Annotated in this window: 20 protein-coding genes and 1 riboswitch; of the genes, 10 read left to right on the top strand and 10 right to left on the bottom strand. The window is 72.7% G+C overall.

Annotated features, from left to right (window positions below; genetic code table 11):
• The first annotated feature begins 92 nt into the window (after nucleotides 1-92).
• Nucleotides 93-515 carry an ATP-binding protein gene (locus OHS59_RS30985; RefSeq protein WP_443061529.1) on the top strand — a complete coding sequence of 141 codons (423 nt, stop codon included), beginning with the start codon at nucleotides 93-95 and terminating at the stop codon, nucleotides 513-515.
• Nucleotides 516-557: 42 nt separating this feature from the next.
• On the opposite strand, the gene OHS59_RS30990 is transcribed toward OHS59_RS30985, so the two are convergent.
• Nucleotides 558-1,373 (bottom strand): acyl carrier protein, encoded by an 816-nt coding sequence (locus OHS59_RS30990; RefSeq protein ID WP_328496639.1) that lies wholly within the window; start codon nucleotides 1,371-1,373, stop codon nucleotides 558-560.
• Between the two features lie 309 nt (nucleotides 1,374-1,682).
• On the opposite strand from OHS59_RS30990, the gene OHS59_RS30995 reads away from it, so the two are divergent.
• Nucleotides 1,683-2,576 (top strand): hypothetical protein, encoded by an 894-nt coding sequence (locus tag OHS59_RS30995; protein ID WP_328496640.1) that lies wholly within the window; start codon nucleotides 1,683-1,685, stop codon nucleotides 2,574-2,576.
• Nucleotides 2,573-6,853 (top strand): AAA family ATPase, encoded by a 4,281-nt coding sequence (locus tag OHS59_RS31000; RefSeq protein ID WP_328496641.1) that lies wholly within the window; start codon nucleotides 2,573-2,575, stop codon nucleotides 6,851-6,853. The genes OHS59_RS30995 and OHS59_RS31000 overlap by 4 nt, the downstream gene beginning before the upstream one ends.
• A 123-nt stretch (nucleotides 6,854-6,976) precedes the next feature.
• Here OHS59_RS31000 and OHS59_RS31005 read toward each other — a convergent pair whose 3' ends face one another.
• From OHS59_RS31005 to OHS59_RS31030, 6 genes are all read right to left on the bottom strand, one after another.
• Complete coding sequence (locus tag OHS59_RS31005; protein ID WP_328496642.1) at nucleotides 6,977-7,402, bottom strand: transglycosylase SLT domain-containing protein; 426 nt, start codon at nucleotides 7,400-7,402, stop codon at nucleotides 6,977-6,979.
• Between the two features lie 339 nt (nucleotides 7,403-7,741).
• Nucleotides 7,742-8,635, bottom strand: coding sequence for an ECF transporter S component (locus OHS59_RS31010; protein WP_328496643.1), 894 nt, complete (start codon nucleotides 8,633-8,635; stop codon nucleotides 7,742-7,744).
• Nucleotides 8,632-10,410, bottom strand: a complete 1,779-nt coding sequence (locus tag OHS59_RS31015; protein ID WP_328496644.1) for an ABC transporter ATP-binding protein — start codon at nucleotides 10,408-10,410, stop codon at nucleotides 8,632-8,634. The genes OHS59_RS31010 and OHS59_RS31015 overlap by 4 nt, the downstream gene beginning before the upstream one ends.
• The gene (locus OHS59_RS31020) at nucleotides 10,407-11,609 is read right to left on the bottom strand and encodes a CbiQ family ECF transporter T component (protein ID WP_328496645.1); all 1,203 of its coding nucleotides are present in this window, start codon (nucleotides 11,607-11,609) and stop codon (nucleotides 10,407-10,409) included. Before OHS59_RS31020 ends, OHS59_RS31015 begins: the two co-directional genes overlap by 4 nt.
• Before the next feature lie 13 nt (nucleotides 11,610-11,622).
• On the bottom strand, nucleotides 11,623-12,303 hold the full coding sequence (locus OHS59_RS31025) for an SCO2322 family protein (protein WP_328499426.1): 681 nt from the start codon (nucleotides 12,301-12,303) through the stop codon (nucleotides 11,623-11,625).
• A complete protein-coding gene (locus OHS59_RS31030; RefSeq protein ID WP_328499427.1) occupies nucleotides 12,303-13,589 on the bottom strand; it encodes a prenyltransferase/squalene oxidase repeat-containing protein in 1,287 nt (428 codons plus the stop codon). The genes OHS59_RS31025 and OHS59_RS31030 overlap by 1 nt, the downstream gene beginning before the upstream one ends.
• Nucleotides 13,590-13,760: 171 nt before the next feature.
• Nucleotides 13,761-13,839, bottom strand: a riboswitch (cobalamin riboswitch).
• A gap of 184 nt (nucleotides 13,840-14,023) precedes the next feature.
• Between OHS59_RS31030 and OHS59_RS31035 the strand changes: the two genes are divergently transcribed.
• The gene (locus tag OHS59_RS31035; RefSeq protein ID WP_328496646.1) at nucleotides 14,024-14,761 is read left to right on the top strand and encodes a phosphotransferase; all 738 of its coding nucleotides are present in this window, start codon (nucleotides 14,024-14,026) and stop codon (nucleotides 14,759-14,761) included.
• 58 nt (nucleotides 14,762-14,819) lie between these two features.
• Here OHS59_RS31035 and OHS59_RS31040 read toward each other — a convergent pair whose 3' ends face one another.
• A complete protein-coding gene (locus OHS59_RS31040) occupies nucleotides 14,820-15,878 on the bottom strand; it encodes a PP2C family protein-serine/threonine phosphatase (RefSeq protein WP_328496647.1) in 1,059 nt (352 codons plus the stop codon).
• A gap of 267 nt (nucleotides 15,879-16,145) precedes the next feature.
• On the opposite strand from OHS59_RS31040, the gene OHS59_RS31045 reads away from it, so the two are divergent.
• Nucleotides 16,146-18,362: an ATP-binding protein gene (locus OHS59_RS31045; RefSeq protein ID WP_328496648.1), complete on the top strand. Its 2,217-nt coding sequence runs from the start codon at nucleotides 16,146-16,148 to the stop codon at nucleotides 18,360-18,362.
• 104 nt (nucleotides 18,363-18,466) lie between these two features.
• On the opposite strand, the gene OHS59_RS31050 is transcribed toward OHS59_RS31045, so the two are convergent.
• Entirely contained in the window at nucleotides 18,467-19,489 is a 1,023-nt protein-coding gene (locus tag OHS59_RS31050; RefSeq protein ID WP_328496649.1) for an MBL fold metallo-hydrolase, read from the bottom strand.
• A 150-nt stretch (nucleotides 19,490-19,639) separates the two neighbouring features.
• On the opposite strand from OHS59_RS31050, the gene OHS59_RS31055 reads away from it, so the two are divergent.
• A complete protein-coding gene (locus OHS59_RS31055; protein WP_328499428.1) occupies nucleotides 19,640-21,097 on the top strand; it encodes an aldehyde dehydrogenase in 1,458 nt (485 codons plus the stop codon).
• A 2-nt stretch (nucleotides 21,098-21,099) separates the two neighbouring features.
• Entirely contained in the window at nucleotides 21,100-21,333 is a 234-nt protein-coding gene (locus OHS59_RS31060) for a ferredoxin (protein WP_328496650.1), read from the top strand.
• A 363-nt stretch (nucleotides 21,334-21,696) separates the two neighbouring features.
• On the opposite strand, the gene OHS59_RS31065 is transcribed toward OHS59_RS31060, so the two are convergent.
• Nucleotides 21,697-22,356, bottom strand: a complete 660-nt coding sequence (locus OHS59_RS31065) for a TetR family transcriptional regulator (RefSeq protein WP_328496651.1) — start codon at nucleotides 22,354-22,356, stop codon at nucleotides 21,697-21,699.
• Nucleotides 22,357-22,576: 220 nt separating this feature from the next.
• Between OHS59_RS31065 and OHS59_RS31070 the strand changes: the two genes are divergently transcribed.
• The 3 genes from OHS59_RS31070 to OHS59_RS31080 are packed head-to-tail and all read left to right on the top strand — an operon-like array spanning nucleotide 22,577 to nucleotide 25,922.
• Nucleotides 22,577-24,091 carry a glycosyltransferase family 4 protein gene (locus tag OHS59_RS31070; RefSeq protein ID WP_443061530.1) on the top strand — a complete coding sequence of 505 codons (1,515 nt, stop codon included), beginning with the start codon at nucleotides 22,577-22,579 and terminating at the stop codon, nucleotides 24,089-24,091.
• Nucleotides 24,085-24,855, top strand: coding sequence for a class I SAM-dependent methyltransferase (locus tag OHS59_RS31075; RefSeq protein WP_328496652.1), 771 nt, complete (start codon nucleotides 24,085-24,087; stop codon nucleotides 24,853-24,855). Before OHS59_RS31070 ends, OHS59_RS31075 begins: the two co-directional genes overlap by 7 nt.
• A complete protein-coding gene (locus OHS59_RS31080) occupies nucleotides 24,852-25,922 on the top strand; it encodes a prenyltransferase (protein WP_328496653.1) in 1,071 nt (356 codons plus the stop codon). Before OHS59_RS31075 ends, OHS59_RS31080 begins: the two co-directional genes overlap by 4 nt.
• Nucleotides 25,923-25,944 lie beyond the last annotated feature (22 nt).

Below are 25,944 nucleotides of genomic sequence, written 5' to 3' on the forward strand. Positions count from 1 at the left end.
CCCCTCTCGCACGAGGTGCGACTCGGTCCACTGCGGAACCCGTTGTATTCGTTTCGTAGCCGAGAGTAGTCACGTGAGGCCACTCTCGTGCTGTGAACTACTACATTCCCCCCACCCTCGTGGGCTCCCGTGTCACGCAGTACCGCATGAACCTCACCGTGGGCGAGCACTCGCCGCGGTACGTCCGGTGCATCGTCCGGTCCTACCTGTGCGAATGGGAGATGACCGAGCTGTCCGACGCCGTGGAACTGGGCGTGACCGAGCTGCTCGCCAACGTCGTACGCCATGTGCCGGACCGCAGATGCGCGTTCCTGCTGCTGCGGCAGACAGCGGGAGTCCGCGTGGAGGTCGCGGACGGGTCGTCGCAACTCCCTGTGACTCCGGCCGACCTGTCCCTCGACGCGGAAGGCGGCCGCGGGCTCGTACTGCTCGACGCGGTGGTCGACAAATGGGGGGTGGAACCCAGATCGGAGGGAGGCAAGGCCGTGTGGTTCGAGTGCGGACACTGGCGTTGAGGGCCGCCCCCGCCGGTGCGGGGGCGGCCCTCGGTGCGGCGGTCAGGTGCGGGGGAGCGAGGTGTTGGTGATCGGGAGCGACCGGCTCGCGCCGGACACGTACATGTCCCTGGGGGCCGTACGCAGGGCGAACGTGTCGTCGTAGTCCCGGACCCGCACGGACAGCACGAAGAAGCCGTCGTCCTCGGCGGTCGTCCTTGCGCGGTACTGGCTCTCCCAGTAGGTCTGCAGGAAGACCTCGGTGCCCTCGGGGTCGACGCCCTTGGGGAGGGTGACCCTGCCCTGGACGACGAGGACGTCGCCCGCCTTCACCTTCCGCTTGTTGATGACCGTGTAGCTGACCGAGCTGGACCTGGCGTCGGCGGTCACGGTGGTGTCCGCGAAGTAGCCGTCCTGCGGGGTGTCGAGGTCGCCGTCCTCGTCGTAGAAGGCCGTGATCCGCACCCCCTGCTGGACGTTGAGCAGGCTGCCGGCACCCACGTGGTCGATGGTGACGTCCGGGATCGTGAACTTGCCGTCGGAGTCGCTGACCGGCTTGCCCAGCTCGCGCGGCTCGTAATAGGTGGGGTCGATCGGGTCGCCCCACGGGTTCCAGGTGGTGAAACGGACGACCTCCTCGACGGTGACGCGGATGTTGGGCGCCGGGGTGCCGTCGGCCTTGGTGACGGTGCCGGTGACGTCGACGTGCCGGTTGTCGTAGTCGGTGCCGGCCGGATCGGTGCTCACGGTCAGTACATAGTCGTCGCCGGGGGCGGCGTCCGCGGACCTCGCGGAGGCGGCGGGCGTGGACAGGGCTCCGGTGGCGAGCAGGAGCGCGGCGACGGCGGCGAGCCGCGTCGGCAGGGGCTTCCTGGGCACAGGTCAACTCCAAGTTCGGTCGGGACTGCGGGAGTCGCGCCGGGCGGCACCGGTTCCGCCGCGGCGCAGGTGTGCGACGCATCGGGTTCGACCGGCCGGCTGGAGCGGGAGTTGTACCTGTGCGGCCCCCGTTGCGCGGCTGTGGCGAGAGGCCGTTTTGTACGGGTTTCGGGTTCACCTGGATGTCGGCCCCAGGACGCCCCGCATTGAGGCGGGCGCGGTCGGTTCGCAGGCCGGACGGGACTTCGCGGACACGACCCGGCCCCTCCCTCTAGAGTGAGTGCACTTGCGGGGCTCGGGGGACAGGCGATGGCGCGGATCATTGGTGTGCACGGGGTCGGCAAGCAGCGGCTGGGCGGCCACACGCTGTCGAAGGACTGGGAACCGGCGCTGGCCGACGGACTGGACCGCGCGGACGGCCCGAGACCCACCACAGGCGACCTGCGCATGGCCTTCTACGGCGACCTGTTCCGGCCTCCCGGCCACACCCTGTCCGTCGGCGACCCGATGTTCACGGCCGAGGACGTCGACGACTTCGAGGCCGGGCTTCTGATGGAGTGGTGGGAGTCCTGTGCCCGGACCGACCCCGCCGTTCCGCCGCCGGGCGGGGACACTCTGGCCCGTTCGCCGCGCTCGGTGCAGACGGCCCTGCGGGTGCTCCAGCGCTCGCGCTTCTTCGCCGAACTCTCCCTGCGCGCACTCGTTTTCGACCTCAGACAGGTCCGCCGGTATCTGACGGACGCCGACCTGCGGGCGGCGGCCCGGAGCCGGGTGGAGGAGGCGATCGGACCCGACACACGGGTGGTGGTGGCCCACTCGCTCGGTTCGGTCGTCGCGTACGAGGCGCTGTGCGCCCTGCCCGGTCACCAGGTGCGCGCCCTGGTGACCCTGGGGTCGCCCCTCGGGATGCGTATGGTCTTCGACCGGCTCAAGCCTGAGCCCGGCGCGTGGCCGGGCGGCGCGATCGGCATGGGCGGCACAGGCGCCGAGCGGGGGGAGGGTGGTGAGGGCGGCCCGGGTGGACTGCGGTGGACGAACGTCGTCGACGAGGGTGACGTCGTGGCCGCGGTACGGGACCTGTCGTCGCTCTTCGGCCCGGAGATCACGGGGAAGGTCGTGCACAACGGCTCCCACGCCCACGACGCCACGCTCTACCTCACGGCGAAGGAGACCGGGGAGGCCGTGGCGGAGGGCCTGGCATGAGCGGCGCAGGGCCCGGCGTGAGTGGGGGCACGACGGAGAACGGCCCCCGGCGCTTCCTGATCGCGACCGCCGTCAGCCACTACCCCCATGCCCCGGAGTGGGACCGGCCCGGGCTGGTCGACGCCCGGCGCCAGGTGGTGGAACTCTTCACCGGCAAGCTCGGCTACGCGCACGTGTCGGACCTCGGCGCGAATCCGACACAACAGCAACTCCTGTGGGAGCTGCGCGAGTTCTGCCGCTCTCCGGACCGCCGCCCCGACGACATCGTCGCCGTCTACATCGCCGGGCACGGTGAACTCCTCGGCAACGACGACTACGTACTCCTCACCTCGGACACGAACCCCGAGGACCTGTACGACGCCCTGCAGCCGAGCACCCTGGCCCGCAAGATCCTCGCCGGGACGAAGGTCCGCCGGCTGCTGCTCATGCTGGACACCTGCTTCTCCGGGCAGGGCGGCAACGAACTGCTCACCCAGATGGCCAAGTTGAAGAACCAGTGGCGGGAGGAGGGCGCGGGCCTGGCGGTGATCACCTCCGCGCAGCCGAACGAACTCGCGCAGACCGGCGCGTTCCCGCAACTCCTCGCGGAGGCCGTGGACAACCTGGCCACGGCCGGCTACACACCCCCGCTCCTGGCGCTCGACGCGGTGGTCAACGCCACCCGCGCCAACCCCAAGCGCCCCGACTTCCAGCACATCGGTCTGGAGATCATCGGGCTGACCGGCGAGATCCCGCCGTTCCTGCCCAACTCCAGGCACAGCCCCGGGCTTTCGCACACGGACATGGCCCTGCAACAGGCCGCCGAGTGGGACCAGCAGGACCAGCGGCGGGACGTGGAGTTCAGGACGCGGCTGCTGCGGCGGGCGATGGGGCACCGGGACGAGGCCCGGGTGGGGTGGTGGTTCTCGGGCCGGCATCGAGCGCTGAAGGACATCACCCGGTGGCTCGGCGAACTGCCGCACGAAGAACCCGCGTTGGTGGTCACGGGTGACCCCGGCTCGGGCAAGACCGCGGTCCTCGGCCTGCTCGCGGCCGTGAGCGATCGCGAGTACCGGCGTACGGTCCCGCTCGCGACGCTGGGCCTGACGAGCGAACGGCTCCCGCCGCCCGAAGCGATCCGCACGGCCGTCTACGCCCAGAACCTCACCGACCAGCAGGTCGTACGCGCCCTCGCGGCGGCCCTGCGACTGCCGTCGGCGGAGACGGTGGCGGACCTCCTCAACCACCTCAACTCCCGCCCCGAGCCGGAGCGTCCGCACGTCGTGCTGATCGACGGGCTGGACGAGGCGGCGACCCCGCCCGCCCTGTGCGGCCAGGTCCTGCGCCCGCTGATGGAACTCGCGGGCACCCATCTGCGGCTGCTCCTGGGTACCCGCCCCCACCTGCTCGCGCCGCTGGGCCTGGACCGGGGCGAGCACATCGACCTCGACGCGCCTCGTTACGCCGACCGGCAGGCCGTGCTGGCCTACACGGTCCGCAACCTCATGGACGGGCACCCGGACTCTCCCTACCTGGAGTGCCCCAACGAAGACCGGATGGCAGTGGCGAGGGCAGTGGCCAGGGCGGCCGGGCGCTCCTTCCTCGTCGCCCGTATCACCGCCGGTACGCTCGCGGCGGTCCCGGAGCTCCCTGACTCCCGTGATCCCGCCTGGCGCAGGTCGCTGCCGCGCGCGGCGGCCGAGGCCATGCACGGGGACCTGCATCAGCGCTTCGGGGACGACCACGCGGCACGGATCATGGGCCTGCTGCGCCCGTTGGCGTACGCCGAGGGCCAGGGACTGCCCTGGGAGGACATCTGGGCGCCGCTCGCCTCGGAGATCGCCGGTCGCCGTCACACCAACCAGGACCTGCACCGGTTGCGGCGTGAGGCGGGTGCGTACGTGGTGGAGGCCGTCGAGGACGGCCGGTCGGTCTACCGGCTCTACCACGAGGCGATGGCGGAGTACCTGCGGCAGGGGCAGGACGCGCGAGCGGCGCACCGGGCGGTCACGAAGTCGCTGCGGGCCGCCGTGCCGTACGGGCTCGACGGGACGCCCGACTGGGAGCGGGCCCATCCTTACGCGCTGCGCCACCTGGCGACGCATGCCGCTGCCGGAGGTGCGCTCGACAGCCTGCTCGCCGATCCCGAGTACCTGGTCCACGCGGACTGCGACACACTCGCGCTCCATCTGCCGGAGGCCGGGAGCGACACCGCGCGGCTCCATGCGGCGATCTACCTCGTCTCCCTCCATCTCCACCGCGATCTCGACGCGGCGGGCCGCCGCCAGATCCTCGCCATGAACGCCGCCCGCTTCAACGAGCCCGGCACCGTGGAGGCGCTCAACAGCCGTATGGGCGACGGTGATTGGAGGCCTCTCGCCGCCTCCGGCTCGCAGGTCTCGGGCAGCGTCCGGCATGTGTTCACGGGACACACGGAGGCGGTGGACACGGTGGCCTGCGCCGAGTTGGACGGACGCCCGATCGCCGTCTCCGCTTCCAGGGACCACTCCGTACGGGTCTGGGACCTGACCACCGGCCGGCCCGTCGGAGAACCACTGACCGGCCACACCGGCGTCGTGTACGCGGTGGACTGCACGGTGCTGGACGGGCGCCCGATCGCCGTCACCGGCTCCTGGGACAACACCGTGCGGATCTGGGACCTGGCGGCGGGCCGGGCCCTCGGAGACCCGCTGACGGGCCACACCGCCCATGTGGAACACGTCGCCTGCACGGAGCTGGCGGGCCGTCCGGTCGCCGTCACCGGCTCGAACGACAACAGCGTCCGGGTCTGGGACCTGGCAACCGGCCGGCCCGTGGGTGAGCCGACGGACGTCGGGAGCCCGGTGAACGCCCTGGCCTGCGCCGTGCTGGACGGTGGCCCTGTCGCCGTCGCACAGACGACGCGTGGAGGGCCACGCGTATGGGACCTGGCGAGCCGGAGCGAGCGGGGCCGGCTCGAAGGCGGCGAGCATCTCTGGGTGGGAGTCATGGCGTGCACGGAGCTGGACGGTCTCCCCGTCGTCGTCGGCTGTGACGGGGACGAGACGATGCACATCTGGGATCTGGCGACACGGCGGCACCTGGCCGAGTGGCGGGGTCCCGGCGACTGGACGTACTCGCTGACGTGCGCGGAGGTGGACGGCCGTCGAGTCGCGATCACCGGTTCGGGCGACGCCAGGGTCAGGCTCTGGGATCTGCTGGACCACCGGGAGGTGGGCGCCCCTCTGCTGGGTCACAGTTCCGGGGTGCGGTCGGTGGCGTGTACCGCGTTGTCCGGACAGCCGGTCGTCGTCAGCGGATCGTTCGACGGGACGGTCCGGGTCTGGGACCTGGCGGCCCGCCGGGCGGTCGGCCGGCCCGTGATCGGCCACACCAACGACGTCACCGGCATGGACCTCGCGGTGCTCGACGGCCGGGAGGTCTTCGTCACCGCCGCCGCCGACAACACCGTGCGGGTGTGGGATCTGGCCACCGCCCTGCCCGTGGGCGAACCCGTGCACGATCACGAGGGAGACGATCCCGTAGGCCGGCAGCCGCTGTCCTGCTCGGTACTGGGAGGCCGCCCGGTGGCCGTCACCGTCGGCCGGGGCGACACCGGGAGGGTGTGGGACATCGAGACGGGTCGGGCCGCGTGTCCGCCCATCGAACTCGGCACTCTGGCAGCCATGTCCCAGGTGGCCTGTGCCGTCGTGGACGGCGACCCGGTCGCGGTCTTCGCCACGCTGGACGACCGGGTCCGGGTGGTGGATCTCACGACGGGCGCGGACAGGTATCCGCCCCTCGAAGGACACGCCTCCGCCGCGACGGTGACGGCGTGTACCGAACTGGACGGACGCCCGGTCGCCGTCACCGGCTCGCACGACGCGACGTTCCGCGTCTGGGACCTCGCCACGGGGCGGCCCGTGGGTGGCGCCATTCAGGGCTACGGGGAGGGGGTCATGGCCTGTGCGGTGCTGGACGACGGTCCTGTGATCGTGGCCGGGTGGAACCGTGACCCCATGCTGCGGATGTTCAGCCTGTCGACGGGCCGGCCCGTCGGGCAGCCGATGACCGGCCACACCCAGCCTGTCTCCGCGCTGGTGTGCGGGGAGCTGGACGGTCGACCCGTCGCTGTCAGCGGCTCGCCCGACAACACGGTGCGGGTCTGGGACCTCCGCACGTGCAGCAGCGTCGGACTCATCCACGTACCCGGGGAGTGCGCCGCGCTGGCCCTCTCCGCGAGCGGTCTCCTGGCCTGCTCCATGGGCAGTGACGTGGCCGTCCTCGGCCGGACCGGCGGCGGCACGATTCCCCGGTAGCCGGTAGCCGGTAGCCGGTAGCCGCGGGCCGCGGGCCGCGGAGGCCCCGCCGCGCATGGCGAAGGCGGCGGCCCGGGGATCGGGGCCGCCGCCTTCGCGTACGGGGGAGTGGTGCGGGCCGGCTCAGTACCAGCCGTTGGCCTGCCAGAAGTTCCAGGCGCCGACCGGGCTGCCGTAGCGGTCGTTCATGTAGTCGAGACCCCACTTGATCTGGGTCTTCGGGTTCGTCTTCCAGTCGGAACCGGCCGAGGCCATCTTCGAGGCCGGCAGGGCCTGGACCAGGCCGTAGGCGCCGGAGGAGGAGTTCGTGGCGTCCACGTCCCAGCCGCTCTCGTGCTCGACGATCTTCGAGAACGCCTTGAACTGGGCGTCGTTGTGGATCATCTTCTGCGCGGTCGCCTTGGCCGAGGCGGAGGTGGCCGCCGTCGGGGCTGCGGCCTGGGCGGGACCCGCCGCGAGCACCATGCCGGTCGTGGCGGCTGCGACGGCAGCGCCGGTGATGACCGACTTCGGGGAGGCGATGCGGCGGATGCGGGTGGAGAAACGCACGGAGAACCTTTTCTTCGGGGACGGGGCAGTCGCTCGTACGCCCTGACGTCAGCCCTGGCATGCGGCGGCGCCGAGGCCCTGAGGGGCACGTCGGCGCCTTGCGACTCCACCAATGAACCAGGCCGACGAGCCGTCCGCAATGCCCCCTTTTGCTAGTTGTGGTCGTATCCGCCGCGAAGGTCCTTCTGTGACGTGGCTCTCAATCCGCAGGTCGGAGGGTGTTAGGCCGTGGGCATGACAAGGCTCGCGGTCTACGGTCGCGCTTAGTGGAGGACCAAGGTCCTGTGGGCCGCCTCACGAGATGCGCCCGGTGGGTGTGACAGGAAGTAGTTGCGGCTTCTACAGCGTGCGGCCGGGTGGTGTGACGGGCGCCGCACCACCGGCGTCACCGTCGGGGTCCCCGAACGTGACCGGCGTCTCGAAAGCGGCCCGGCGCGTGGCCCGGCGCAGCGCCTTGAGGACCGTCGCGCCCAGAGTGACGGTCAGGACGACCGTCACCGTGGCCCGGCCCAGGTCCCAGCCGAGGGAGGTGGCCAGGCAGTACGCGACGAAACGCGCCAGGTTGGTGTGCACGGCGTCGACCGGGTCGAAGGCGACGTTCGACGACAGCGCGTCCATGAAGGGCCAGCCCGCCAGATTCATGAGCGTGCCGTATGCGAAGGCCGCCAGGAAGCCGTACGCGGCGAGCATCGCCAGCTCGCCCCGGCCGCGCAGCCGGTCCGGGCCCGGGAGCAGCCCCGCGCCCATCGTGAACCAGCCCATCGAGAGCATCTGGAACGGCATCCAGGGCCCGACCCCGCCCGTGAGCAGCGCGGACGCGAACATCGTGACCGCCCCGAGCACGAAGCCGAACCCCGGCCCCAGCACCCTCCCGCTCAGCACCATCAGGAAGAACATCGGCTCGATCCCGGCCGTACCGGCTCCGATCGGCCGCAACGCGGCGCCGGTCGCCGCGAGCACCCCGAGCATGGCCACGGCCTTCGGGCCGAGCCCCGACTCGGAGATCGTCGCCGCGACGACCCCGACCAGCAGCACGAGCAGCCCCGCGAACAGCCAGGGCGCGTCCTTCGAGTGGGCGCCGACCTGCGAGGTCGGCCCGCTGAAGAACGGCCAGGTGAGCGCGGCGAGCCCGATGGCACCGACCAGGACGAGGGCGGCGACGGAACGGGGGCCCAGCCGGACGGCACGGGCCTGGGGCCGCGGAGGGGGAAGAGGGGAGCGGCGGGGACTCACGAAGACGGCCCTTCCGTCGGCTCGGACGCGCCCGGCGCCTCGCGCTCGCCCAGCGCCTCGCGCACCTGGGAGACCGTCAGCCACTTCTGCGGCGAGAGAACCTTGGTGACCTGCGGGGCGAAGGACGGGGAGGCGACGACGACCTCGGCGGTCGGTCCGTCGGCGACGGGCTCGCCGTCGGCGAGGATGACGACCCGGTGGGAGAGTTCGGCGGCCAGCTCCACGTCATGGGTCGCCAGGACGATGGAGTGGCCCTCGGCCGCGAGCGCCCGCAGCAGGGTGACCAGACGGGACTTGGCCGCGTAGTCGAGGCCGCGGGTCGGCTCGTCGAGGAGGATCAGCGGCGGCCCGGCCGTCAGCACGACCGCCAGCGCCAGGGTGAGCCGCTGGCCCTCCGACAGGTCCCGCGGATGCGTGCCGTCCCCGATGCCCGGCAGCAGCTCGGACACCAGGGCCCGGCAGGTGCCCGGAGCGGCCCCCGCGTCGGAGTCCGCCGCCGCGCACTCACCGGCCACCGTGTCCGCGTACAGCAGGTCCCTGGGCTCCTGCGGTACGAGGCCGACCCGGCGGATGAGTTCCGCGGGCGCCGTGCGGTCGGGCCGGAGGCCGCTCACGCGTACGGACCCCGCCGAGGGGGAGACGAGGCCGACCAGGGCGGAGAGCAGCGTCGACTTGCCCGCGCCGTTGCGGCCCATGAGCGCCACGGTCTCGCCGGGGGCGACGGCCAGGGTGACGTCGTGGAGCACCTCGGTACGGCCACGGCGGACGGCGAGGCCGGTGACCACTGCCGGGTGGGGTGTGCCCGGGGTGCCCGGGGTGGTTCCGGGTGTCTCCAGGGGGCGCCTGCGGAAGAGACGCGGGCGGCGGGAGGGGGACACGCCGCTCGCCGCCGCACCGGCTGTCGGCACCGGTCCGGGTGCGGATGCGGGGCCGGTCGGGCCCGTCCCCTTGTACGGGAGCCCTGCCAGGCGGTCCCGCAGGGCGCCCGCTCTCCGGCGGGCGTCCCGGACCGTCAGCGGCAGGGGCGACCAGCCGTCGAGCCGGCCCAGGGCCACCACCGGCGGGTACACCGGCGACACGGCCATGACCTCGGCGGGCGTGCCCAGCAGCAACGGGGCGCCCGGAGAAGGGAGAAGGGCCACGTGGTCGGCGTACTGCACCACGCGTTCCAGACGGTGTTCGGCCATGAGGACCGTCGTGCCGAGGTCGTGGACGAGGCGCTGGAGGACCGCGAGGACCTCTTCCGCGGCTGCCGGGTCCAGGGCCGAGGTCGGCTCGTCGAGGACCAGGACCTCGGGGTGCGGGGTGAGGACCGAGCCGATCGCGACCCGCTGCTGCTGCCCGCCGGAGAGCGTGGAGATGGGACGGTCGCGCAGGTCGGCGAGGCCCAGCAGGTCCAGGGTCTCCTCGACACGGCGGCGCATCACGTCCGGCGCGAGACCCAACGACTCCATGCCGTAGGCGAGCTCGTCCTCGACCGTGTCCGTGACGAAGTGCGACAACGGGTCCTGGCCCACCGTGCCCACCACATCGGCGAGTTCGCGGGGCTTGTGCGTGCGCGTGTCACGGCCCGCGACCGTCACCCGCCCGCGCAGGGTGCCGCCCGTGAAGTGCGGGACCAGCCCGCTCACGGCATTGAGGAGCGTCGACTTGCCGACCCCGGAAGGACCGACCAGCAACACCAACTCCCCCTCGGGGACGGTGAGTTCGATGTTCCGGACGGTGGGCTCCGGCGCCTCGTCGTATGTCACGGAGACATCCTCGAAGCGGATCATGAGGGCTCCTTGCCGGGGTCCTGGAGAGCGGGGGCTGGGGCGGGGGCGACGAAGGCGGGGAGCAGACCGAGGAGCACCGCCGCCGCGGGCCACAGCGGAAGCGTCGGCGCGGTCAGCGGGACGACACCGGGGTGCAGGGCCGCGTAGGTGGCGGAGTCGTACGAGGCGTACAGGATCAGCAGCGCCGCGACGGCGGCACCGGACGCGGCGACGAGCCACGCGCGCACGCCCCACGCGTCCGGCCGGTACCGGGTGCGCAGCGAACGGCGCCCGCCCAGCCACAGCCCGCCGAGGGCCGCGGCGAGTCCGGCGAGCAGCACGGGCAGACCGTAACTGCCGCCCTCCGCGGTGAGCAGGCCGTACGTTCCCGCGCAGACCCCGACCAGACCGCCGAGGGTGAGGGCGGCGGTGGTGCGGCGCACGCCCGGGGGAACCTCGGCGGAACGGCCGTACCCCCGCGCGTCCATCGCCGCGGCGAGGGCCACCGAACGCTCCAACGCGCCCTCCAGGACCGGCAGTCCGACCTGGAGCAGCCCGCGCAGACCCGTGTCGGAACGGCCGCGCAGCCGCCGGGCCGCCCGCAGCCGCTGGACGTCCGCGATCAGGTTCGGGGCGAAGGTGAGCGCGACCACGACGGCGACTCCCGCCTCGTACAGGGCGCCCGGCAGTGACTTGAGGAGGCGGGCCGGGTTCGCGAGGGCGTTCGCGGCGCCCACGCAGATCAGGAGCGTGGCGAGTTTCAGGCCGTCGTAGAGCGCGAAGACCAGGCCCTCCGCGGTGACCCGCCCGCCGACGCGGATGCCCTGCGCCCAGTCGGGGAGGGGGAGTTCCGGGAGGGTGACGAGGGTGTGCGTGCCCGGGACGGGCGAGCCGAGGACGACGGCGAAGGCCAGCCGGATACCGAGCACGGCGAGCGCGAGCTTGACGAAGGCGCCGTAGGAACGGGCCCAGGGGGCCTCCGTCCGGCGCGCCGCCACCACGTAACCGGCGACCCCGACGAGCAGGGCGAGGAGGAGGGGATTGGTGGTGCGGGACGCGGCGGTTCCCAGGCCCAGGGCCCAGACCCACCAGGCGCCGGGGTGAACGGCGTTGGTACGGGTCGCCCGCGGGGCGCGAAGCCGCTGAAGGCTCCTGCCGGAGCTGCCGGAGCTGCCGGAGCTGCCGAAGTTGCTGGAGTTGCCGTTGTCGCCGGTGGTCATCGTGTGCGTCCCGTCAGCCGCGTCGCCGACGCGCCTGCCAGATCGCGGCGGCGCCCAGCACGGCCACGGCGGCGACCCCGGTCACCAGGCCCACCGACGGCCCGCCGTCCCCGGGCCCGCTCGCGCTCCGTGGCGACCGGGAGGCATTCGGACGGTCGCCCGACCCGGAGCCGTGCGAGTCGCCCGACACGGCCTCGCCGCAGCCCGTGCGGGGATAGCCCGCGATGGCGCACAGCAGGGCGTTCGTGTCGTAGCGCAGCGGCTTGGCGACGGCGGCGAGGGCGTCCGCGGTCGTCGCGTCCTCGTCGACGCGGGCGCACGCCGTGCGCGGGTTCGGGTCCGGCGGTGCCGAGCCGGCCGGCGCGTCCGCGGCCGTACCGAAGTCGAGGACGAGGGCGACCCGCTTGTCGCCCTCCCGCGCGGGCGTCTTCGCGCAGATCGCCGCGAAACCGGCCTTCCCGCGCGGCTTCGCCGAGTGCTTGGAGTCCTCGCTCACCGAGAAACGGAAGCCCTGCACGTCCCCGTCGGACGGCTGCGCGGTCGACGGGCCCTGGGTCGCGTACACCCACGTACCGCCGCCGGAATCACGGTCCCAGAAGGACCAGTAGCGATAGCCGGCCGCCTGGGCCTGCCCCGCCGTGCCGAGGACGGCGAGCAGGAGGCCCAGGACCAGCAGGGCCAGGCGGCGGCGGATCACGGCTGCTTCTTCTTGTTGCGGGTGCTGAGGAGGAAACCGACGCCGATGCCGCCGACCAGGCCGACCCCGACGATCCACCAGACGCTCACCCCACCGTCGTCCCCGCTCTCGTCCTGAGCGTCCTGCTTGTCGCCCTTGTCGCCCTTGCCGTCCTTGGCGTCGGCCGACGGGTCGGAGATCTCGCCCGCCGGGCCGGTCGCGCCGAGCTGCTTCACGAGGTCGGCGCCGCCGAACGCGCGCGGATCCGTCCCCGTGGCGTGCGCCGCGAAGATCAGCTGCGCGTACGCGGCCGGGCCGCTCTTAGCCGCCCAGGGGCCGGAGTTCTTCTCCAGCCAGGCCAGCGGCTTCCTGGCGTCGGCCGGGCGGCCCGCCGCCGCGAGCGCGACGACCGTGTCGGCGGTGTTGCCGTAGTCGGGCTGGTCCTCGGAGCCCGCGAGGGCGGACTCCAGGTACCCGGACCCGGCGACCGCACCGGCGAGGTACTCGGCGCCGTTGGCCGCCGCCTGCTCCGGGGCCGGGGACTTCCCGCCCGCGCACTCGGCGGCCCCGGCGGACTTCCCGTCGTCCTCGGGGTCCGTCACCAGGCCCTCGCCGAGCGCGCCGAGCACACCCGCGGCCGTGGCGTCGGCGTTCGCCGCGAGCTTGCCCTTCTTGTCGGGCTGGAAGGCGAAGGCGCCCCCGCCGTCCTCGTCGCAGGGGACGGCGAGGGCGCGCAGGGCGTCGTACGGCGTCCGGTCGCCCTTCGACCGCAGGTCCTCGGCGTCGGTGTCCGCGGCCTCCAGGGCCCCGATCACGACGGACGTCGAGTTGGTGTCGCTGGCCCCGCCGGGCAGGTAGCCCCAGCCGCCGTCCTTGTTCTGCACGGACTTCAGCCACTTCACGGCCGCGCCGGTCGCGGCGTCGTCGGCGTCGAGCGCCGCCAGAGCCTGGAGGGCGGCGCCCGTGCTGTTCGTGTCGACCTGCGTCTTGGCGTCGCACTTCGCGGCCGGGTCCGCGCGGTAGGCCGCGAAACCGCCGTTCGCGCACTGCTGCCCGGTGAGCCAGTCGACTGCCTTCGCCGCGGGCTTCACACCCACGGTGTGCTGGGCGAGCAGCGCCAGCGACTGCCGCCAGACACCGTCGTACGTGGGGTCGGTGCTGCCGTACAGACCCGAGGGGAACGCCTGCGACGGAGACGAGGACGGGGACGCGGAGGGCGACTCGTCGGCGAGGGCGGCCGGCGCGAACGCCGTGCCGATCACGGCGGTGGCGGCCAGTACCGCGGCACTGCGGCGGACAAACATGATCGGCGGGTGCCTCTCTGTACTCATGGGTTCGCCGACGGGGATGCCCCTTCGGCTCTCCCTGCGGGGGGAGCAGCCGGGCAGCCCGGAGCCCGGGCGGCTCGGCTCCGTATGCCTCGACGGTGCCGGTCACCGGGGTCCCGGTGACGCGAGCCGGTCACGTTCCGTACGGGGCAATCCGGCTCGCCGCCCGGCGGGAACAGGGCGGCACACGGCTGCGGGTCAGCGCCGGATTTGCACCGGCTTCCCCCCGTACGAGTGTGATGACGACCTGCTCACTGTACCGGCCCGTAGGAATGCGGCCGGGGGCGGCGATGCCTTCGGGGCCGCGATGCCCAGGGGCGGTGATGCGCCTGGGGGCCGGCCGCGTGGGCCGGTAGCTTCGACTCAGGGGGAGTACGGGGTGCGGTACCGGACGGAGCGCGGGGGGAAGCATGGGGGATCACGCACGGATCGGCGGCCTCGTCGGGTCGGGGCGCAGGGCGGACGTCTACGCGTACGAGTCCGAGGGTGATGGGACGGACGGGGCGGGTGGTGGGGCGTGGGTGCTGCGCCGCTACCGGGACGGGGTCGGTGACGCGTCCTTCGCGGCGGACGTCATGGAGTACGTACACGGCCACGGCTATCCCGTGCCGCGGGTGTGGCCGCGGGCGACGGAGTCGCGGGCCGACCTCGTGATGGAGCGGCTGTCCGGGCCGACGCTGCTCGGGGCGATGGCGGCGGGGGAGGTCACGGCGGCGGAGGGGGCGGGGGTGCTCGCTCGGCTGCTGGGGGAGTTGCACGCGATTCCGGCGCGGGTCTCGGGTGAGCCCGGGGCGCGCGTGCTGCATCTGGACCTGCATCCGGACAATGTCCTGCTCACTCCGGGCGGGCCGATGGTGATCGACTGGGACAACACGGAGGAGGGGCCGCCGGGGCTGGACTGGGGGATGTCCGCGGTGCTGCTCGCGCAGGTTGCCGTTGTGGAGGGGCATCCGCATGCTGCGGGGGCGGGGGAGGTGTTGGCGGCTCTGCTTGCCGGGTGCCGCGACTCGGCCGTCCTGACGGGGGTCCGCCGTGAGCTTGGGCGGGCGCTGGAACGGCGGGCCGTCGACCCTGCGACCGGGCCTGCCGAGGTCGGGCTTCTGGGTGACGTCGAGCGGTTGATCCGTGGGCTGCTCGGTGAGGCTTGAACGGCGGGTGCGGGGCGGTGGGGGGTGGGTGCGCGGTTCCCCGCGCCCCTGAAAGCCCCTATGCGGTGGTGTTTTTGTGGGGGGTTCGGGGGGTGGGGGTCGTGGGCTGTGTGGGCTGGCAGAGGACGAGGGCCAGGTCGTCCACGGGGGTGGTGCCCGTGTGGGCGAGGAGGCGGGCGTAGAGGGTGTCCAGGGCCTCGTCGGGGAGGGGGTCGCGCAAGGCGTGGGCCGCCTCGGTGAGGAAGGGGAAGACCGTGCCGTCGGGCGCGCGTGCCTCGGTGAGGCCGTCCGTGTAGAGGAGGAGGCGGTCGCCCGGCTGGAGGCGTACGCGGTACTGGAGCGGGTCGGGCCGCAGTCCCAACGGGAGTGCGGTGACCGCCGGTTCGAGGAGTTCGATGCGCTGCCCGGAGCGCAGGGGCGCCGGATGGCCGCAGTTGACCAGCCGGACCTCGCCCGGTGCGAACTCCGCGAGGAGCGCGGTGACGAAGTCCTCCGGGCCCAGATCCGGCGCGAGACGTTCGTCCAGGCCGGTGGCGAGGGCCGGCAAGTCGGCCACGGTGTAGGCGAGTTCGCGGAACCCGGCCACCGTCTCCGCGGTCAGCCGGATGGCCTCCAGGCCGTGTCCGCGCACGTCACCGACGAGGACCCGCAGGCCGAAGGGCGTCACCGCGACGTCGTACAGGTCTCCGCCGAGCGTCGATTCGCGTACGGCGCAGTGGTAGCGCGTGGAGATGTGGGTGCCGGCGAGGTTGCGGGAGAGCGGCCGCACGATGGTCTCCTGGGTGATCCGCGCGACCTCGCGCACCTCGGCGAGCAGCGTGACGAGCCGGTCCCGCTGGCGCACGGCATGCACGGTGAGCGCACAGCCGAGCAGCAACTGCGCGAGGGTGACGGCGGGCGGGATCCGGTCCAGCAGCAGTGCGGGGGCGGCGATGAGCACACAGATCGCCGAAGGGGCGAGGAACCGCCCCTCGGAGAGCTTGCGGGGGCGGCCGGGACCGCGCGGCCTCCGACGTCGGTCGAGCCGTACCGGCTGCCGCCCCCGCTCCCGTACCTGGTCCCGTTCCTGAGGGTCCGAGGAGCGCCGTCCCGGTGCTTCCTCGCTGTCGCGGGTCATCCGCTGGTTCCGCCCTTTCCCCGCCACTTCCCGACGGTCTCCGCACGTCGATCTCCGCACGACGGTCTCCGAATATCTCCTTCCGCACCCGCGCCGACAGGGAGTTGATCGCATCTCGCCGCAATGTGCCCGGAACTGACGACGCGGGACCGAGTTCGTGTCCGCCTCGCCGGAGCGGTTCGAAGTGACCCGCCGACCGCGTCACACTGGCCCGGGTTCGCGATCCGACGGGGCTCGCTCGTACGCCGGGCGGGGAGGGATGTTGCCGTGCCGGACAACAGGACGGACGAGAGTGGGACGGGCGAGAGCGGGACGGGCGAAGGCGGGGCGGACGAGGGGCGGCCGGGGAATCTGCCGCCGGAGACACGGAGCTTCGTCGGCCGGCGGCGGGAACTGGCCTGGCTCGACGAGCTGTTGGATCCGGCCGAGGGGGCCGAGGGGGCCGAGGGGGCCGAGGGGGCCGAGGGAGCTGGTGGGGTCGAGGGGCGCGGGCGCCTGGTGACGCTCGTCGGGACCGGTGGCGTCGGCAAGACCCGGCTCGCCCTGCGCGCCGCCCGCCGCGTCCGCGACCGGTACCCGGACGGTGTCTGGTTCGTGGAACTCTCGCCGCTGCACGCCCAGGGCCTGGTGGGCTTCGCCGTCGTGGAGGCGCTGCGGCTCGCCGACCGGTCGACGTCCCCGGTGACCGAGGTGCTCGCCGACTGGCTGGCCGACAAGAAGGCGCTGATCGTCCTCGACTCCTGCGAACACGTGCTCTCCGACTGCGCCGGCCTCGTCCGCGCCCTCCTCCCCGCCGCGCCCGGCCTGCGGTTCCTGGCCACCACCCGCGAGCACCTCGGCCATCCCGCCGAACTCCGTGTGCGGGTCGACCCGCTGCCGGTGGAGGAGGGCCCCGGAAGCCGGAAAGGGCCGGGCGACGCTCTCGACCTGTTCGCCCAGCGGGCCGGCGAGGCGCGGTCCGGGTTCGTTCTCGACGGGGCCTCGACCGACACGGCCGCCGCCGTCTGCCGTCGGCTTGACGGCATTCCCCTGGCCATCGAACTGGCCGCCGCCCGCCTCTGCGAACTCTCCCTCGGCGAACTCGACGAACGGCTCGGTGAGCGTCTGCCGTCCCCGCTCGACCTGCTCGCGTCGGGGCCCGGCGAAGGACCGCTGCGGCACCGCACCCTGCGCACGGCCATCGGCTGGAGCCACGAACTGTGCGCGCCCGTCGAGCGGTTGCTGTGGGCGAGGCTCTCCGTGTTCACCGGCGGCTTCGACCTGGCAGCGGCCGAGGACGTCTGCTCCGGCGGCCCCCTGCCCGCCGGACGCATCGCGGCCCTGCTCGAACGGCTCGTCGAGCAGTCCATCGTGCTGCGCCACCGCACGGACGCGGGCCGCTTCCAACTTCTCGACAGCGTCCGGGAGTTCGGGAGCGACTGGCTGCGCGCGCTCGGTGAGGAGCGGACGCTGCGGCTGCGTCACCTGGACCACTACCGGAGCCTCGCGCGCAGCGGCTGCGCGGAGTGGAACACCGGCCGCCAGGTGCTGTGGTCCGAGCGCGTGATCGCCGAACACGCCAATCTCCGCACCGCCATGGACTGCGCGCTGTCCGAGCGCGACGGTCCCACCGCCCTGCGCACGGCGGCCGACATAGGTTTCCTGTGGCGCCACTGCGGCTATCTGCGGGACGCGCAGCTCTGTCTCGACCAGGTGCTCACCGCCGATCCGGCGACCGGGCCCGACCTCGTACGGGCCTTGTGGGCGAGGGCGGCGGTCGCCCTGCTGCAGGGCGACCTCGACAGCGCCGAGCGATGGGCGGCGGTGTGCACGGCGGCGGCCGTGGAACAGGGCGACGCGGTGGCCGTCGTCGGCGCCGCGTACGTCACCGGCGGGCATCTGCTCCTGCGTGGCCGGCTCGGCGAGGCGCAGGCGGTCCTGGAGGCGGCCGACCTGCTACCGGTCCGCGACGACTGGCTGGGGTCCGCGCAGCTCCAGGTGCGGCTCGCGCTCTCCATGACCCACCTGCTGCGCGGGGACTTCGTGAGCGCCAGGGCGGTCGCCGACGAGGTCCGTACGGAGAGCGTGCTGCGTGGTGAGCAGTGGGCGGGTGCCTTCGCCGGCTGCTTCGTCGCCCAGGTCGACCTGGACGAGGGCTACATCGCGGCGGCGGAGCGCAACGCCCGTACGGCCGTCCTTGGGCACTCGCTGCTGAACAGCACGCTCGGTGTCGCCCACACCCTCGACATCCTGGCCTCGGCGGTCGTGGCGACCGGAGACGGGCCCCGCGCGGCCCGGCTGCTCGCCGTCGGCCAGCGCATCTGGGAACGGCTCGGCAGCGCCCAGTTGCATTCGCCGGACCTGATGTCCGCCCGCCGCGCCCGCGAACACCTGGTCCGCGGGCAGATCGGGGCCGAGGCCTACGCACAGGCGTACGCGGAGGGCCTGGCCATGTCGTACGAGCGGGGCATCGCCTACGCGGTGGACGACGCCCCCGGCCCCTGACAACCCCGGCCCCTGACAACCCCGGCCCCTGACAACCCTGGCCACTGGCGACCCCGGTTTCTGACGCGTCCCCGGACTCCGACGACCGTGTATCCGACGGTCCGTCAGACAGCCGTGTAGGTCACCGGGTCGCTCCCCGTCACCGCCTCCGCGCGGCCCAGCTTCACCAGCCGGCGCAGATGGGCCTCCGCCTCCGAGACCGCGATGTTCCTGGAGGCGTACGGGATGTCGGCCCAGGGGCGGTTCCACTCCATCAGTTCGGCGACCTGCCACACGGTGAGCGGGGTGGAGAGAAGGGAGCGCAGGCCGGTGAGGCGTTCCTCGTGGTGGTCCAGCAACTCCCGTACGCGGGACGGCGCGTCGGTGAAGGCGTGCAGATGGGCCGGGAGCACCTCGGCCGGTCCGAGGCTCCCGATCCGCTCCAGGGAGTCGAGGTAGTCGCCGAGCGGATCGGGCTCGGTGTCGTCGTCGGGGTCCTCGTACAGCCCGATGTGCGGGGTGATCCTCGGCAGGAGGTGGTCCCCGGAGAACAGGCGTCCGCTGCCCGGAAGTCGGGCCGGATGGGCCTCCTCCAGGTGGAGGCAGACGTGGCCGGGCGTGTGGCCCGGCGTCCAGATCGCACGCAGGCGCCGGCCTGCCAGGTCGAGGAGTTCACCGGGGACGATCTCCCGGTCGGGGAGCGCGGGGGACAGGCCGGGGAGCCGGGAGCGCGCGGTGCGCAGCGGCGCCACATGCTCCTCGGGCGCGCCCGCGGCGGTCAGCTTGTCCGCCATGTACGTGAACCAGCGGCCGGGCCTGGTCCCGCGGGTCCGCCGCACGATGGCGATGTCGGCGGCGTGCATGGCCACCCACGCGCCGGAGGCCTCACGGACCTTGGCCGACAGCCCGTGGTGGTCGGGGTGGTGGTGGGTGATCACCACGCCGTGGATCTCCCCGACGGCCGTCCCGCAGGCGACCAGCCCTTCGGTGAGCGCGTCCCAGGACGCCGGATCGTCCCAGCCCGTGTCGATCAGCACCGGCCCGCGGTCGGTGTCCACGACGTACACGAGCGTGTTCCCGAGGGGGTTGTCCGGGATGGGGACCTCGACGGACCGTACGCCGCCGCCGTGATCGGTCACCTGTGGCATGGGCTCCCCTGTCGCCGACTCCCGGCCACTATAACTAGAACCCGTTTCAATGGGAGTGCTGTGCGCTCCGTGGACTCCTCCAAGTGGAACTGGTATCAGTTTCAGTGTCTGATGCACCGTCAGGGAATGTCCTCGGAGAGGCAGTCGGTCATGACCGAACTCGTGGAACACGCACAGCTGTTCATCGGCGGCGAGCTGTCCGCTCCCAGCGGCCGGGACGTCATCGAGGTGGTCTCCCCGCACACCGAAGAGGTCATCGGCCGGGTGCCGCACGCCTCGCGGGAGGACGTCGACCGGGCCGTCGCGGCGGCGCGCACCGCCTTCGACGAGGGGCCCTGGCCGCGGATGTCCCTCGACGAGCGCGTCGAGGTGGTCACCCGGATCAAGGACGCGATCGCCGTACGGCACGAGGAGATCGCCAGGGTTATCTCCTCCGAGAACGGTTCCCCGTACTCCTGGAGCGTCCTCGCGCAGGCGCTCGGCGCGATGATGGTGTGGGACGCGGCGATCACGGTCGCCCGGGACTTCACGTACGAGGAGGCCCGCGACGGAGTGCTCGGGAAGATCCTCGTGCGGCGCGAGCCGGTCGGGGTCGTCGCGGCCGTCGTCCCCTGGAACGTGCCGCAGTTCGTGGCGGCGGCCAAGCTCGCGCCCGCGCTGCTGACCGGCTGCACGGTGGTGCTCAAGCCGTCGCCCGAGTCGCCGCTGGACGCGTACATACTCGGCGAGATCGCGAAGGAGGCCGGGCTGCCGGAGGGCGTCCTGTCGATCCTGCCGGCGGACCGCGAGGTGAGCGAGTACCTCGTCGGGCATCCCCGGATCGACAAGGTGTCCTTCACGGGGTCGGTCGCGGCGGGCCGCCGTGTCATGGAGGTCGCCTCGCGCAACCTCACCCGCGTGACACTGGAACTGGGCGGGAAGTCGGCGGCCGTGGTCCTGCCGGACGCGGACATCGACACCTCCGTGCCGGGCATCGTCTCGGCGGCCTGGATGAACAACGGCCAGGCGTGCGTCGCCCAGACCCGCATCCTGCTGCCGCGCTCGCGCTACGACGAGTTCGCGGAGGCCTTCGCCGCGGCGGCGAACGCGCTGGTGGTCGGCGACCCGCTGGACCCCGCGACCCAGGTCGGCCCGCTGGTCGCGCAGCGGCAGCAGCAGCGCAACCTCGACTACATCCGCATCGGGCAGGAGGAGGGCGCGAAGATCCTCACGGGTGGAGGGCGCCCGGCCGGCCTGGACCGCGGCTGGTACGTCGAGCCGACGCTCTTCGGCGACGTCGACAACTCCATGCGGATCGCCCGTGAGGAGATCTTCGGGCCGGTGATCTGCCTGCTCCCTTACGGGGACGAGGCGGAGGCGGTGAAGATCGCGAACGACTCCGAGTACGGGTTGAGCGGGAGTGTGTGGACGGGGGACGTGGCGCGGGGTGTGGAGGTGGCCCGGCAGGTGCGTACCGGTACGTATTCCGTGAACACCTTCAGTCTCGACATGCTCGGGCCCTTCGGCGGCTACAAGAACTCCGGGCTGGGGCGGGAGTTCGGGCCCGAGGGGTTCGGGGAGTACCTGGAGCACAAGATGATCCATCTGCCGGCCGGCTGGGAGGCCTGAGGATGGGTGACCGCTGGCATGTCGAGGTCGACCGGTCGCTGTGCATCGGCTCTGCCCAGTGCACGCACCTCGCGCCGGCCGCCTTTCGTCTCGACTCCGCGATGCAGTCACATCCGACGGATCCCGAGACGGACGCCAACGAGATGATTCTGGGGGCGGCGGAGGGGTGTCCGGTGGAGGCGATCATGATCACTCTGCTGGGGAGTGGGGAGACGGTGTTTCCTCCGGAGGAGTGACGGTGAAGGGGCGGGGGTGGGCGTGGGTGTCGGCTGACGGGCGGTGAGGGCTGGGTGCGCCGTTCCCCGCGCCCCTGGGGAGTGGGGGGGGGGGAGAGGTGCGTTGTCTGGTGCGGGCCGGTCGGGGTGTTCGCGCAGTTCCCCGCGCCCCTGAAAGGTGCGGGCCGGTCGGGGGTGTTCGCGGCGTTCCCCGTGCCGCCGGGAAGTTGCGGGCCGGTCGGGGGTGTTCGCGCACCCGCGTCCCCGGAAAGCCGCGGGCTGGTCCGGGGGTGTTCGCGCAGTTCCCCGTGCCGCCGGGAAGCCGCGGGGCGGTCCGGGGTGTTCGCGGCGTTCCCCGTGCCCCTTGCGGGGCGTCCCGCGGCCTTATCGGGGGGCTTGGTCGTCCTTCGATGTCAGGTCGATCAGGCGGCAGACCGTTTCTATGTCGATCTTCACCTGGGCGATGGACGCGCGGCCGGAGAGCCAGGTGATCAGGGCCGAGTGCCAGGTGTGCTCGATCACGCGGACGGCGGAGAGCTGGGCGGGGGTGGGGGCGTCGAGGCCCATCGCGTCGAGGATGATCACCGTGGTCTGGCGGGAGACCTGGTCGACCTCCGGACTGACGCTGCGGTCGGCGAACGTGAGCGCGCGGACCATCGCGTCGGCGAGGTGCGGCTCGCGCTGGAGCGCTCGGAAGGCCCGCATCAGGGTCTCCGCCACCCGCTCCGCCGCCGTCTCGCCCGACGGCGGCTTCTTGCGGAGCGTGCCGTGCATATGAGCCAGCTGGTCCTGCATGGTCGCGACCAGCAGATGCACCTTCGACGGGAAATAGCGGTAGAGCGTGCCCAGGGCCACCTGGGACGACTCCGCCACCTCCCGCATCTGCACCGCGTCGAAGCCGCCCCGGCTCGCCAGCTGCGCGCTCGCGTGCAGGATGCGCCGCCGTCGCGCCTCCTGGCGCTCGGTGAGCGGGGGAGTGACCGGCTGCGCGGCCCGTACGGGCGGCTGCGCGGCCTTCGCCGCAGTCTTGGCTTCCGCAGGCATGGATCCCGTTCCGTGACGTTCGTACAACAGAGGCGGCGGGGGCGGGTGGGTCGACAGCAGAGTAGAGCCCGGCCGTGGCGTGAATCACCCGATCCACCGCTCACAGGAGGGCTACCTGCCGGTAGATTCAGTGCTCCCTGAACGATCAAGTCTGAAACTTGTTCTAGATTACCGTCCCGAAGTAATCTCGCGGGAACGTGCTGGAAGAAGGGGGCCGAGAGTGACCCATGAGGCCATGGAGGCAGGCCTCCACGCGGGCTCGGCCGCCGACGCCGACAGACCGCTGCGCATCGCGCTCCTCACCTATAAGGGGAACCCGTTCTGCGGCGGGCAGGGTGTCTACGTACGGCACCTCTCGCGCGAGCTGGCCCGCCTGGGCCACCAGGTCGAGGTCATCGGCTCACAGCCGTACCCGGTGCTCGACGAGGGCGAGGGCCTCGACGGGCTCTCCCTCACCGAGCTGCCCAGTCTCGACCTGTACCGCTCCCCGGACCCCTTTCGTACCCCGAAGCGGGACGAGTTCCGCGACTGGATCGACGCCGTCGAGGTCGGCACGATGTGGACCGGCGGCTTCCCCGAGCCGCTGACGTTCTCCCTGCGCGCCCGCCGCCATCTGCGCGCCCGGCGCGGCGACTTCGACGTCGTGCACGACAACCAGACCCTCGGTTACGGGCTGTTGGGGGATGTGGGCGCGCCGCTGGTCACCACCATCCACCACCCCATCACCGTGGACCGGCAGCTGGAGCTGGACGCCGCAGGGAGCCGCCGCAAACGGATGTCCGTCCGCCGCTGGTACGCGTTCACCCGCATGCAGAAGCGCGTCGCACGCCGGCTGCGGTCCGTGCTGACCGTCTCCGGCACGTCCCGCCAGGAGATCGTCGACCACCTCGGCGTACGCGACGAGCGCATCCACGTGGTCCACATCGGCGCCGACGCCGACCTCTTCTCGCCCGATCCGTCCGTGCCGAAGGTGCCGGGCCGGATCGTCACGACCTCCAGCGCGGACGTCCCCCTCAAGGGCCTCGTCTTCCTCGTCGAGGCGCTCGCCAAGGTCCGTACCGAGCACCCCGGCGCCCACCTCGTGGTCGTCGGCCGACGGGCCGAGGACGGGCCGGTCGCCCAGCTCATCGAGCGGTACGGGCTCGAAGACGCCGTCGAGTTCGTGAAGGGCATCTCGGACGCGGAGCTCGTCGACCTCGTCCGGTCCGCCGAAGTCGCCTGCGTGCCCTCCCTGTACGAGGGCTTCTCGCTCCCCGCCGCCGAGGCGATGGCGACCTGTACACCGCTGGTGGCCACCACCGGCGGAGCCATCCCCGAGGTCGCGGGACCCGACGGCGAGACCTGCCTGGCCGTCCCGCCCGGCGACGCGGGAGCGCTGGCCGCCGGTCTGAGCAGGGTGTTGGGCGACCCGGGCCTGCGCGAGCGGCTCGGCGCGGCCGGGCGTGCGCGCGTACTGGAGAAGTTCACCTGGGCCCGCGCCGCCGAGGGCACGGTGGCCCGCTACCGCGAGGCGATCGCCGACTCCGGCCGCGCCGCGGGCGAGACCCGGCGCCGCTCCGCGACCCGCCCCGGCCGCCCCGCGGCCCAGTCTCCCGGCCGCTCCACGCCCACCCGGGAGACGGACCCGGCCCCCGCCGCCCCCGAGACCGGGGCGCCCACCACCCCCATGAACCCGGCGGACCCCGCCGCCACCCCCGTGGACACCCCTCACCGCGAAAGCAGGACCACGTGCTGACCGTCGACTTCTCCCGGTTCCCGCTCGCCCCGGGGGACCGAGTGCTGGATCTCGGGTGCGGGGCGGGACGCCACGCCTTCGAGTGCTACCGGCGCGGAGCCCAGGTCGTCGCACTGGACCAGAACGCCGAGGAAATTCGCGAGGTCGCCAAGTGGTTCGCCGCGATGAAGGAGGCGGGCGAGGCACCGGAGGGCGCCACCGCCACCGCGATGGAGGGTGACGCGCTGCGGCTGCCCTTCCCCGACGAGTCGTTCGACGTCGTCATCATCTCCGAGGTGATGGAGCACATCCCGGACGACAAGGGCGTGCTCGCCGAGATGGTCCGCGTGCTCAGGCCCGGCGGCCGGATAGCGATCACGGTTCCGCGCTACGGGCCCGAGAAGGTCTGCTGGACGCTGTCGGACGCGTACCACGAGGTCGAGGGCGGCCACATCCGCATCTACAAGGCGGACGAGCTGCTCGGCAAGATCCGCGAGGCGGGCCTGCGGCCGTACGGCACGCATCACGCCCACGCGCTGCACAGCCCCTACTGGTGGCTGAAGTGCGCGTTCGGCGTCGACAACGACAAGGTGCTGCCGGTCCGGGCGTACCACAAGCTCCTCGTCTGGGACATCATGAAGAAGCCCCTCGCGACCCGGGTCGCCGAGCAGGCGCTCAACCCGCTGATCGGCAAGAGCTTCGTGGCGTACGCGACCAAGCCCCACCTGCCCGCCGGTGTCGTCGCCACGGCAGCGGCCGGCACGGCGCCCGCGGACGTTTCGTGACGACTCCGCGCACCGAGCACCTCGTCCTGACAGGGGTGCTCACCGCGGAAGAGGCCGCGCAGACCGTCCGGGGAATCCTGGACGTACAGCGCGCGGACGGCGCCATCCCGTGGTTCCGCGGTCACCACCTCGACCCGTGGGACCACACCGAGGCCGCCATGGCCCTGGACGCCGCCGGCGAGCACGAGGCCGCCGCCCGGGCGTACGAATGGCTGGCCCGGCACCAGAACCAGGACGGTTCCTGGTACGCGGCCTACGCCGACGGGGACGCGGCCGACGTCACCGACCGCGGGCGCGAGACCAACTTCTGCGCGTACATCGCCGTCGGGGTGTGGCACCACTACCTGGCGACCGGCGACGACGGCTTCCTCGACCGGATGTGGCCGTCGGTGTTCGCGGCGGTGGAGTTCGTCCTGGAACTCCAGCGGCCGGGCGGCCAGATCGGCTGGAAGCGCGAGGAGGACGGCAGGGCCGTCGAGGACGCGCTGCTGACCGGGAGTTCGTCCGTCCACCACGCGCTGCGCTGCGCGCTCGCCATCGCCGAGGAGCGCGACGAGCCGCAGCCCGACTGGGAGTTGGCGGTGGGCGCGCTGCGCCACGCGATCCGCCGGCACCCCGAGCGGTTCCTCGACAAGGACCGCTACTCGATGGACTGGTACTACCCGGTGCTGGGCGGCGCGCTGACGGGCACCGAGGCGAAGGAGCGCATCGAGCGGGACTGGGACCGGTTCGTGGTCCCGGAGCTCGGCGTGCGCTGCGTGGTGCCCAACCCGTGGGTGACGGGCGGCGAATCGGCCGAACTCGCCCTGGCCCTGTGGACCGTGGGCGAGTCCGACCGTGCCCTGGAGATACTGCAGTCGATCCAGCACCTGCGCGACCCGGCGACGGGCCTCTACTGGACCGGCTTCGTCTTCGACTCACGGGCGATCTGGCCCGAGGAGCTCACCTCGTGGACGGCGGGCTCCCTGCTCCTCGCCGTGGCCGCGCTGGGCGGGGACGAGGCGACGTGCGCGGTCTTCGGCGGCGACCGCCTGCCGTTCGGACTGGACCCCGACTGCTGCCAGTAGGGGTCCGATCGTGTACGCGACC

It is taken from the genome of Streptomyces sp. NBC_00414, assembly GCF_036038375.1.
Classification (GTDB): Bacteria; Actinomycetota; Actinomycetes; order Streptomycetales; family Streptomycetaceae; genus Streptomyces.